Raw genomic sequence first — 11,575 nt, forward strand, 5'->3', positions numbered from 1 at the left:
CAGGTTGATTAGTATTAAGCATATGGGAAGGAATGATTAGTTTGAAGTACTATGCTGTTTATAAGGGAAAATCAGGAGCGCCTAAAATATTTACATCTTGGGAAGAATGTAAAAAAGAAGTTATAGGGTTCAAAGGAGCTATATACAAAAGTTTTACTACAGAAAAGGATGCTATTAATTTTATTGCATTAAATTCAGAAGGTAAGACAGCGGAAATGTCTGAGGAATTAATAGAAGATGAGGAAGGACTATTTATATATGTAGATGGAAGTTTTTCAGTTGATAAAGGAAATTATTCTTATGGATTAGTAGCTGTTAAAGATGGTGAGATAATATATAAAGATAAAGGTAAGGGGTTTGACAAAGAAGCTGTTTCATTAAGAAATGTTTCAGGAGAAGTTTTAGGAGCAAAGATGGCAGTAGAATATGCTATTGAGAATGGTTTTAAAGAAATTACTATAGCATATGATTATCAAGGTGTTGAATCATGGGCACTTGGAACATGGAAGAGAAATAACAGAATTACTGTTGAATATAATGAATTTATGCAAAGTAAAATGAATGAAGTAAAGATAAGGTTTAAGAAAATAAAAGGACATAGTGGGCATAAGTATAATGATTTAGCTGATAAGCTAGCAAAAGAAGCTCTTGGTATATGAAATTAATTGAAAAGATTAAGTTATAGTTAAAATAATATACGAGTATTTTCTTTTAAAATACACATACTATTTTTATAAATTAATATAAAGAGGTGTTATTTTTGGGAAAAGTAATTAAGAGTTTAGCAATAGGTACTGTTTTGGGAATGGCAATTGGAATGATGGTTTTGCCGGAGTTAGATAGAAAAACTCAAAGAAATATTAGGAGAACGAGTAAAAAGCTTAGATGTGCCGCTGGAGATGCCTATGATAATTTATTAGATTATATGAATTAGTATTAAAAACTGCTATAGAATTCTATAGCAGTTTTTATATTATTTTAAGTACAATTGAAGTTAATACTCAAAAAATATACTTTTTTGGTACTTTATATGATATAATGGAAAGTATATAAGAAAGTTTTGGAATTTATACAAATGTGGGTAAAGGAAAGATTATGTGATGGAGATACTTACTTTAGGTGAAAAAATTAAAAGATGTAGAAAAGAATTAGAAATGACACTGAAGGACTTAGCAGGAGATAGAATTACCCCAGGGCAAATAAGTTTAGTTGAGTCTGGGAGATCAAATCCATCTATGGATTTATTGGAGTATTTAGCAAATTCACTTCAGACTTCTGTGGAATATTTAATGGAGTCAGAAGAAACACAAGCAGAAAAGATATGTATGTATTATGAGCAAATGGCAGAAACATATATATTAAATAGTGATTATATAAGTGCAGAAAAGTATATAGAAAATGCTTTATATTATGCAGAAAAATATAACTTAGAATATAGAAAAGCTAGAAATTTGTTTTTGAGAGCTAATATTTATAAAGAAAAGAACGAATTAGTTTTAGCACAACAATTGTATTTATCAGCAAATATAATTTTTATAAAAAGAAATAATTATGAGCAAATTATTAACACATTTTTAAATTTAGGGAAAATAACATTAAGCCTAAAGGCATATCATTCTGCCACAAGTTATTTGAAACAAGCTGAGAAAGTATATTTAGATAATAATGTTGGAAATGATTTTATTTTAGGAGAAATATATTATCAAATGGCTGAAAGCTATTTAAAAATTGATAATATAAATAAATCTATAGATTATACTTTTTTAGCTAAACAAAAATTTGAACAAGTTCAAAATAGAGAAGAATACGGTAAAGCATTGATGTTATTATCAAAAGAGTATAATAAAAAAGGTGATATAGCAAATGCTATAAAGTACTCAAAGAAAACCTTAGAGGTATACAAAGAATTAGAAAAAGAAAAAAATATATCTAGTGTTGAAAATAATCTAGGAAAGCTATTCTTTGAATTTGATAATCTTGAAGAGGCTTTTAAACACTATCAAATAGCTAAAGAAATTAGAATGAAAAATAAAGATAGTGAAGTAATAGAAACATTAATTAATATATGTGAAGGTTATATAAAAATAAAGGAAATAAGAAAGTGTGAAAAAGTTATTTCTGAAATTGAAAATCTTATAGATGAAAGCAATATAAAACAAATAATAGAAAAAAATATTTTATGCTATAGGTTATATATAATAAAAGAAAGGTTTGATGAAGCAGAATGTATATTATTAGAAACTTTTAATATAGCAAAAATAAATGGATTAAATAAAAAAGCAGCAGAGATAGCAATATTTATTGGAAAATATTACATTGGATTTAAGCGAGAAGCAGAGGCAGCTAGATACTTAGATGAAGGTGTAAGTATTTTTAGAAGTTTAGGTATATTGAATAATTAATTATCTGGGGGTAGCCATGGAGATATTATCAACAGGAGAAAAAATTAAAAGGTCTAGAATTTATAAAGGAATAACATTAAAAGAATTATGTGGAGATAAAATATCTATTTCAAAAATGAGTTGCATAGAGAATAGTAAAATTAAAGCAGATGAAGAAGCGCTTAGGTATATCTCAAATAAATTAGAAGTAGATTACAATTATTTAGTAAGAGATGTTTATGATCAAATAAAATATAATGTTGAAGATATAAAAAAGAGTACTTATTCATTTGAAAAACTAGAAGATATAATAAATTATAATTTAGAGTATGCATGCAAACATGGATTTAATGATTTGGCATTAAAGCTAACTCATATATTGTTTGAGTTATATATGGATAATGATAAAGTGGAGAATATTCAACTTTTGATTTCAAAATATTATGATTTATATCAATCAACTCAATGTAATGAAGAAATTATTGTTTATTATAATGATATGGCTACATTCTTTATGAAAACAGCAGAATACCATGAAGCAATAAGTTATTTTGCAAGAATAAGAGAAATCTATGAAAATAACTATATGGAAGATAGGTTAAGTTATGTTTATGCATGTTTTTATGAGGGAATTTGTTATAAGAATATTAATATAACTGAAAAGGCATACGAATGTTTAAAAAAGGTATTAGAGTTTGTAAATGTATTAAGTGATAAGGCTAAAGGAGATTTTTATCATGAATTCGGAATTTTAAATATTTTATTATATAAGATAGAGGCAGAAAAATATTTAAAAAAGGCTTTTGAATATAAAAAAAATGATTTAAAGGAATTAGCTAAATTTAAAGGAAAGAATGGAGAATTGTATTTTAAAGTTCAAGAAGTTAATAAGGCTATGAAAGAAATAAAAGATGCAATTAAAATTTATCCAAGAGAGGATAAAAAAGGTTGTGGGGAATTCCTAATAGAATGCATTAATACATTATATAATAATAGACAATATGAAGAAGCTTTTAAATATACAGAAGAAGCTTTAGATTTAGCTATTGACATTGAGGAAATAAAGCTAATAGAAAAAGGTTATTATTTCAAAGGTATGCTACATCAGAAAAAAGGTGAGTTTATACAAGCAGAAATGTATATGAACTTATCTACAGACTTTTTATTTAGATTTGCTAATAGTGAAGAGAGATATAAGAGATATAATGAAATGGCTGAATTATATTATAATTTAGGAGAATTAAAGGAATCTGTTAAATATTTTACATTAGCTATAAATATTGAGAAAAAGTTATAATATAAAAATAGAGAAGTGATAATTATCACTTCTCTATTTTTATATTATAATTAATTAATGTAATATCATAATAAAAATTTAGTTATCAAAATGTAAAAGGTTAGACATCCAAATCCAAAATGACCACTTTGATTTAGTATAATTTAATAGTGATGGATTAAAAAATAGTCCTCTCATAAAAAACATCCTTTCATAAAAAACAATTTATATTATTAGTATAGCCTAAAAATAAAAATAATGTATTCATGTAGATGCTTTAGTTTTAGTACAATAAGTGTTAAATATATAAAAAGCAATATTTATAAAAAGCATAAAAACACCTAAAAAAGGTGTTTTCAGTACATTATTTTATGTTTTTAAGTACTATTAGCTTAGCACCATACCCTTTAAGCTCAGTAATTATATTTAAAACTGAACTTTTTTTGGAATATTTAAATTCTATTTTAGGATAAGATGCCTTGTGAAGAATTTCTTTTTCTTCTTTGCTAAGTCTATCAGGAGAACCCATGGCTAGCCAATAATTATAAGAGGAACCTATAGATTCATTAAGCTCATAGGTGATAATTCTAGTTGAATTTTTAATATTTACTATATTAAGTGAATATTTTCTTTCAAAAGATTTTTTTATACCACCTTTTTGATAGATATCTTCATAACTAGCTAAAGTATTAACATCATCATTATGAGAGTATAAAAGAATAGCATAATAGTTATCTGATTTTGTAACAATGTATCCATCATCAAGGGCAATTATATCATTGCCTAATTTACTTAATAGGTAATAGGCATAATATGATGGCTTTCTAATTCCCATATCATTAACTATACCTGGAGCTCCTATAAATATCTCATTTGTAATATTTATTTCTTTTTCAAGAACATCAAAAGCCTTAAGAAAGCTTAGAGAGTTACCTTTAGAAATAGTATTATGAATTATATATGGAAGCATGTAGGCTGTATCATAAATTGAATTTAAATCAGATTTAGATGTAAAATCAATTTCACAAACTTCTAATTCATAAAAGTTTTTTATATACTGTCGTAGATTAGACTTTATATTTTGAGATAATCTAGAATCAAATTGAAACTTAAAGTCGGAAACTTCAACAATATCTAGTTCTGTAAAATAATCTAAAAAGCTACTTAAAATATTAATATACTTGTCTAAAGAATAATCTAAGTTATCAAGCAAAATAAGAGGCTTCAGATAAATATTAGATAAAAATTCTAATACACCTTTTGCTTTATTCCAATTATAAAAATCAGAATCTAGAAATACTCCCATATCACTATGAAACATTTTTTCGAGACGCCCATATTCAAAATGTATTTCTTCTTGAACCTCTTCTAAGATATCTTTGTTGTCTTCAATTAAAAGGTCAAAAGATTCGCCTAAGTTAACATATTCTTTAAAATCTTTCTCTAATGGATTTAAGACTTTATCCACATCAACATGAATATTCCAAAGCTTATTTTCAAAGTTAAATCTATTATAGTTTTCTAAATTATAAGAAAGCGTTTCAAGAGCATCATTAAGAGAAAGCTCAACAAATTGTTTAGATATATCATATTCTTTCTCAGTGGTAGCATATTTTTTTCTATATTGAAGAGGAGTGCATCCAAAGTAGTATTTAAAATTTTTATTAAAATAGCGAACATGAGAAAAACCTATTTCATCAGAAATTTCAGAAATACTCATATCGCTATCAAGTAATAATTTTATAGATTCCTCAATTCTAGTTAAGTTAATTAAATCTGTAAAGCTATATCCAGTAGCATATTTTATCTCATGAGATAAATAGTGAGTACTTAAAAACTCTTTTTTAGCAATTTCTTGTAAAGTGATATTATTATTATAATTATTGTAAATATACTTTGAAATTCTGTGATACCTAGCTAATTGATCGGTTTTTTCCTTTAATTCTTCCTTTTCATATGTTAAATAGTGGAAGTTGTTTACTAGGTGATAAAGTAATGTTATAAGAAGGTCTTCTATTTCTTCATCATAGTCTTCAAGCTTTTGAACATACTCGCAAAGCATTTGAGATAAAAGAGTTTTTAATTCTTCATATTCAGATCCATTTTGATCTTCATCATCATTAGAATTAGTATAGAAAAATATATTATTTATATCTTTATAATATTTTTCAAAGAAAAATGGGTCTATATTGAAAATTAACACTTTATTATCTTCTAAACTTTGAATTTCATGAGACTCATCGGAATTTATTATCTCAACCTCACGTTCGTTTAAAGTAAATGAATCAGTATCTATTTTTATTTGTAAAGAACCTTTTAAGACATATATTATTTCAATTGAATTATGCCAGTGGGTTGGATAATTTTTAATATTTAAATATGATATTTTTATGGGTAATTCAAAGGGATAATTTATATATTCTCTTCTCAAAATTTCACCTCTAATTTCTATATAGATTTATCTTGTAAATATTATAACAATAACTACCATTAAAAACAAAAAAATAAATAAAAAATAGTATACTATATATGTAAAAAACTAAAAATAAAATCAAAATTTACTTTGACTTTCTTTGACTTTTGTATTAAAATAAAATTAAAGTTAAGAATACTAATAAGAGGTGAATGTGAATGAACGTTGAGAGAATGACATTAAGAGTACAACAAGCATTAAATGACGCAAATTTAACAGCGGTAAAATATAATCATCAACAAATTGAAGTTATTCATTTATTTTCTGCTTTAGTAGAAGCTGAAGACGGATTAATCCCTAATATCTTTACTAAGATGGGTATTAATATAAAGATGATGTTAGTAGATATAAAAAATACCTTAGATAAAATGCCAAAGGTTATGGGGGAAGGTGCTAATGGATCAGGAGTTTATATAACTAGACAGGTTGAAGAAGTTTTAGTTAAGGCTGATGATTTAGCAAAGAAATTTGGAGATTCATATATTAGCGTTGAACATTTAATATTAGCAATAATTGATGTAGATAAAAATGGGCCAACAAAACAAATATTAAATAAATATAATGTTACAAAGGATAACTTTATGAAAGTGTTATCTGAGGTAAGAGGAAGTCAAAGAGTGAATACTCAAGATCCAGAAGGAACTTATGATGCATTAGCTAAATATGGTACTAATCTAGTAGAATTAGCTAAAAAGCATAAGTTAGATCCTGTAATAGGAAGAGATGATGAAATAAGAAGAACAATTAGAATTCTTTCTAGAAGAACTAAAAATAATCCAGTATTAATTGGTGAGCCTGGTGTTGGTAAAACTGCTATTGTTGAAGGATTAGCTGAAAGAATAGTAAGAGGCGATGTTCCAGAAGGATTAAAAGATAAAATTATATTCTCATTAGATATGGGTTCTTTAATTGCTGGAGCTAAATATAGAGGAGAGTTTGAAGAAAGATTAAAAGCGGTATTAAAGGAAGTTCAAAATAGTGAAGGTAAGATTATACTATTTATAGATGAAATTCATACTATTGTTGGAGCAGGTAAAACTGATGGTGCAATGGATGCAGGTAACTTAATTAAGCCATTGCTTGCAAGAGGGGAATTACATTGTATTGGTGCAACTACTTTTGATGAATATAGACAATATATTGAAAAAGATAAAGCTCTTGAAAGAAGATTCCAACCTGTTATAGTTGATGAGCCATCAGTTGAAGATGCAATTTCAATATTAAGAGGATTAAAGGAAAGATTTGAAATTCATCATGGAGTTAGAATTCATGATTCAGCAATAGTTGCAGCTGCAAAACTTTCTGATAGATATATTCAAGATAGATATTTACCAGATAAAGCTATTGATTTAATTGATGAAGCTGGAGCTATGATAAGAACTGAGATAGATTCACTTCCAGCAGAATTAGATGCAATTAGAAGAAGAATTGTACAGCTTGAAATAGAAAAAGAAGCTCTAACAAGAGAGAAAGACGAAGGCTCTAAGAAAAAGCTAGAAGCTTTAGAAAAAGAATATTCAGAACTTAAAGCTAAAAATGATGAAATGACAGCTAAGTTTGATAGGGAAAAAGGAGCCATCTTAAAATTAAAGGAATTAAAGGCAAAACTTGATGAAGCCAGAGGAAATCTTGAAGCAGCTCAAAGACAATATGACTATAATAAAGCTGCAGAAATTCAATATGGTGAAATTCCTAGCTTAGAAGCTGCTATTGAGCAAATGGAAGTTGAAGTTAAGGAAAATTATGAAGGTGCTTTATTAAAAGAAGAAGTTACTGAAGAAGAAGTTTCACAAGTTTTATCAAGATGGACTGGTATACCTGTATCTAATTTATTAGAAGGTGAAAGAGAAAAGTTATTAAGACTTGAAGATGAAATGCAAAAAAGAGTAATAGGGCAAGAAGAAGCTATTACATCTGTTACATCTGCAATACTTAGAGCAAGAGCAGGATTAAAAGATATAAATAGACCTATAGGTTCATTTATTTTCTTAGGACCAACAGGTGTAGGTAAAACAGAACTTGCAAAGACTTTGGCAAGAAACTTATTTGATTCTGAAGAAAATATTATAAGAATAGATATGTCTGAATATATGGAGAAGCATGCTGTATCTAGATTAGTTGGAGCGCCTCCAGGATATGTAGGATATGAAGAAGGTGGTCAATTAACTGAAGCAGTTAGAAGAAAGCCTTATAGTGTAATATTATTTGATGAAATTGAAAAGGCGCATGAAGATGTATTTAATATGTTTTTACAAATATTAGATGATGGTAGGCTTACAGATAATAAAGGTAAAACAGTTGATTTTAAAAATACAATTATCATTATGACTTCTAATATAGGAAGTAGCTATCTTTTAGAGAATAAATCAGAAGAGGGTATAGATCCACAAGTTAGAGAAGAAGTAATGAATGAAATGAAAATGAGATTTAAACCAGAATTCTTAAATAGAGTTGATGATATTATAATGTTTAAGCCATTATCTGAAAATGGAATTACTAAAATTATTGATATCTTTGTTAATGAAGTTGCCAACAGATTAAAAGATAGAAATATAAGTTTAGATATTACACAAGAAGCTAAGCATATATTAGCAGTTGAAGGTTATGATCCAGTTTATGGAGCAAGACCACTTAAGAGATATATTCAAAATACTTTGGAAAATAAACTTGCAAGATTAATTATTGCTGGAGAAATTAATTATGGATCTCATGTTGTAATTGATGGTAAGGATGATGAAATTATAATTAAAAGTGAGTAATTAAAAATTAAATAAATTAAGATAAAAACAAAAATACTCAAGAGTCATTAGAGAGTCTTGAGTATTTTTTTTATGAGTGTTTATTATTTATAATTAAGTTTGAGTTCAATGGAATTAGAACTATAAAACTTATAAAAACTATAATGGCTGAAATTAAAAATGGTAATTTATTTCCTAAATCAAATATAAAACCAGCAGTTAATGAGCCAGTAACTTGGCCTATTGCTTTAGATGAATTTAAAATTCCCATAAGGGAACCATAATTTTCTTTAGCAAGCTTTGTTATTATACTTTGTTGTAATGGTATGTGTATACTTGCAAATGATGCAAATATAACTGCACAACTTAAGAATAAGATAACATTTTTAGATATTACCATAAGAAATAATGAAGCTGCAATACATATAGTTATTGTTTTAAATAGGTTAATTTCTTTAAAGTGTTTTGCAAGCAAATGTGTTAAAAATAAATTTATCATAAAGCCAACTATTCCAACTAAAGCCATGAATCCACCTATAAAGGTAGGAGGAAGTTTTAAAACATCTTCTATGTAATAATTAATGCTAGAGTTATAACTTGTTGATGCAAAGTAAAAAGCCATAACAATTATAAACATAATTAATAGGTTTTTATTTAAAAGTTTTGAATAGTTAATTTTATCATGAGCATCATTTACTGAATTAGTAAGAGTTTTATCCTTTGTTGGTTCTTCTAATAAGAAGTATACTAAGATACCTAAAATTAAACATAAAATAAATTGAGAAAAGAAAGTATATTTAAAATTAGTGTTACCTATTATACCACCAAGAAGTGAACCTAATGAGGTACCTATTGTGTTTGCAGCTGCATAGTATGTGATATACTTAGTTCTATTTTCATTTGTTGTTATGTCAGTTAAATATGCCATTGATGTAGTTAAATAGCTCACTACAAAAAATCCACCAGTAAATCTAAATATAAGTATTATAAATGGATTAGTATTAAAACCAAAGCCAAGTTGGCTTAAGCCATATCCCATTGCACCTAATACTAAGAATTTAATTCTTCCTTTTTTATCAGATAATGTACCGAACAATGGTGAACCGATAAAATTACCAATAGACATTGTGGCAAAGAATAGTCCAAACATAAAGGTAGGTAATCCAAGCTTATTTATAAACATAGGGGTAACTGGATGTGCCATGTTAAATGCAAGTGAACTAAACATATTTAAAAGTATAATAAATATTAGTGATTTATTTTTATTTTTCATTTTCCCTCCATAATTTAATTGTTTAATATTGCAATTTTTCTTACTATTAAATAGTATTCTATAAAATGTATAAAATCAAATGTTAATGGTAATTAAAATTATAAGAGAAAAAGTTATATTATAATTAAATATAAAGAATCACAGTTAAAATGTAATTCTTTATATTGTGAAAGTTATTTTATAGTTCGTAAATTACATAGTTATTTTTAATAACATTTTAATTTTCCTAAGGTAGCATGTTACCAGCAGATAAGTAAATTTCATACCACTCTTGTCTAGTTAGATTTACATTTGAAGCAGTACATATATCTTTTAATCTATTTTCATTTGTTGTACCAACAATAGTTTGTATTTTAGCTGGATGTCTAAGTATCCAAGCAGTAGCAATAGCAGTAGAGCTTACATTATATTTTTCTGCAAGTTCTTTAAGCTTTTTATTAAGTTCAGGGAACTTAGGGTTATCTATGAAAGTGCCTTCAAAGAATCCATATTGATATGGAGACCAAGCTTGGATGGTAATATCATTTAATCTGCAATATTCTAAAATAGAGTTATCCCTATCTATAGAAGGAGAATTTTTCATATTAACATTTAAGCCAGAATCAATAATTCCAGTGTGCATTATACTAAATTGAAGTTGGTTAATTGTAATTTTATTTTTTAGGTATTTATTTAACAATTCAATTTGCATTGAATTATGATTGCTAACTCCGAAGTTTCTAACTTTACCTTCATTATATAATTTTTCAAAAGCTTCACTTACCTCTTCTGGTTCCATTAAGGTATCTGGTCTGTGTAGTAATAAAATATCTAAGTAATCAGTTTTTAGTCTTTTTAATATGCCATCAACTGAAGTTAATATATGTTCTTTAGAGTAGTCATACATTCCGGGTCTAATAGCACATTTTGATTGAATAATAATTTTTTCTCTTAGAGATGGTGTTAAAGAAATTGATTCGCTAAAAATTTCTTCAGATTTTCCCTTACCATAAATATCGGCATGATCAAAGAAGTTTATACCACAATCTAAGGCAGTATTAATTAAATTATTAACTTCTTTTTTATCTAAATCTGCAATTCTCATGCAACCTAAACCAATTTCTGACGCTGTAATATTACCATTTGCCATACTTATTTTTTTCATAAATATAATATCCTCCGCATAATGTTTTAATCATTTACATTATATCATTTAGATATGTGAATGAGGTATAAAAAAATAAAATAAAAAAATGAAAAAATAGTGTTGACAAACATCGACAAAAATAATATACTAAACAACGTAGTCAATGCGCGGGTATCGTATATCGGTAATACTCCAGCCTTCCAAGCTGGAAAGGTGGGTTCGATTCCCACTACCCGCTCCATAAGCGTGTTTAGCTCAGCTGGATAGAGCAACGCCCTTCTAAGGCGTGGGCCAGGAGTTCGAATCTC

General features: G+C 26.8%; 8 protein-coding genes and 1 tRNA gene. 6 read left to right on the top strand and 3 right to left on the bottom strand.

Annotated features, from left to right (window positions below):
* Nucleotides 1–32: 32 nt before the first annotated feature.
* The 4 genes from Q0Y03_RS06855 to Q0Y03_RS06870 all read left to right on the top strand — a co-directional run bounded on the left by Q0Y03_RS06855 (nucleotide 33) and on the right by Q0Y03_RS06870 (nucleotide 3,678).
* The gene (locus Q0Y03_RS06855) at nucleotides 33–659 is read left to right on the top strand and encodes a ribonuclease H family protein (RefSeq protein WP_297713105.1); all 627 of its coding nucleotides are present in this window, start codon (nucleotides 33–35) and stop codon (nucleotides 657–659) included.
* 92 nt (nucleotides 660–751) lie between these two features.
* Nucleotides 752–934: a YtxH domain-containing protein gene (locus Q0Y03_RS06860; RefSeq protein ID WP_297713106.1), complete on the top strand. Its 183-nt coding sequence runs from the start codon at nucleotides 752–754 to the stop codon at nucleotides 932–934.
* 166 nt (nucleotides 935–1,100) lie between these two features.
* Nucleotides 1,101–2,402 carry a helix-turn-helix transcriptional regulator gene (locus Q0Y03_RS06865; RefSeq protein WP_297713107.1) on the top strand — a complete coding sequence of 434 codons (1,302 nt, stop codon included), beginning with the start codon at nucleotides 1,101–1,103 and terminating at the stop codon, nucleotides 2,400–2,402.
* A 16-nt stretch (nucleotides 2,403–2,418) separates the two neighbouring features.
* A complete protein-coding gene (locus tag Q0Y03_RS06870) occupies nucleotides 2,419–3,678 on the top strand; it encodes a transcriptional regulator (RefSeq protein WP_297713108.1) in 1,260 nt (419 codons plus the stop codon).
* A 343-nt stretch (nucleotides 3,679–4,021) separates the two neighbouring features.
* Here the strand turns inward: Q0Y03_RS06870 and Q0Y03_RS06875 are convergent, their stop codons facing one another.
* Nucleotides 4,022–6,088: a helix-turn-helix domain-containing protein gene (locus Q0Y03_RS06875; RefSeq protein WP_297713109.1), complete on the bottom strand. Its 2,067-nt coding sequence runs from the start codon at nucleotides 6,086–6,088 to the stop codon at nucleotides 4,022–4,024.
* 200 nt (nucleotides 6,089–6,288) lie between these two features.
* On the opposite strand from Q0Y03_RS06875, the gene clpB reads away from it, so the two are divergent.
* Nucleotides 6,289–8,889: an ATP-dependent chaperone ClpB gene (gene clpB, locus Q0Y03_RS06880; protein ID WP_297713110.1), complete on the top strand. Its 2,601-nt coding sequence runs from the start codon at nucleotides 6,289–6,291 to the stop codon at nucleotides 8,887–8,889.
* A gap of 70 nt (nucleotides 8,890–8,959) precedes the next feature.
* Here the strand turns inward: clpB and Q0Y03_RS06885 are convergent, their stop codons facing one another.
* The gene (locus Q0Y03_RS06885) at nucleotides 8,960–10,141 is read right to left on the bottom strand and encodes an MFS transporter (protein WP_297713111.1); all 1,182 of its coding nucleotides are present in this window, start codon (nucleotides 10,139–10,141) and stop codon (nucleotides 8,960–8,962) included.
* 226 nt (nucleotides 10,142–10,367) lie between these two features.
* The gene (locus tag Q0Y03_RS06890; RefSeq protein ID WP_297713112.1) at nucleotides 10,368–11,285 is read right to left on the bottom strand and encodes an aldo/keto reductase; all 918 of its coding nucleotides are present in this window, start codon (nucleotides 11,283–11,285) and stop codon (nucleotides 10,368–10,370) included.
* Nucleotides 11,286–11,434: 149 nt separating this feature from the next.
* Between Q0Y03_RS06890 and Q0Y03_RS06895 the strand changes: the two genes are divergently transcribed.
* Nucleotides 11,435–11,508: transfer RNA gene (locus Q0Y03_RS06895), tRNA-Gly, on the top strand.
* Nucleotides 11,509–11,575 lie beyond the last annotated feature (67 nt).

It is taken from the genome of Clostridium sp., assembly GCF_026168755.1.
Classification (GTDB): domain Bacteria; phylum Bacillota; class Clostridia; order Clostridiales; family Clostridiaceae; genus Clostridium.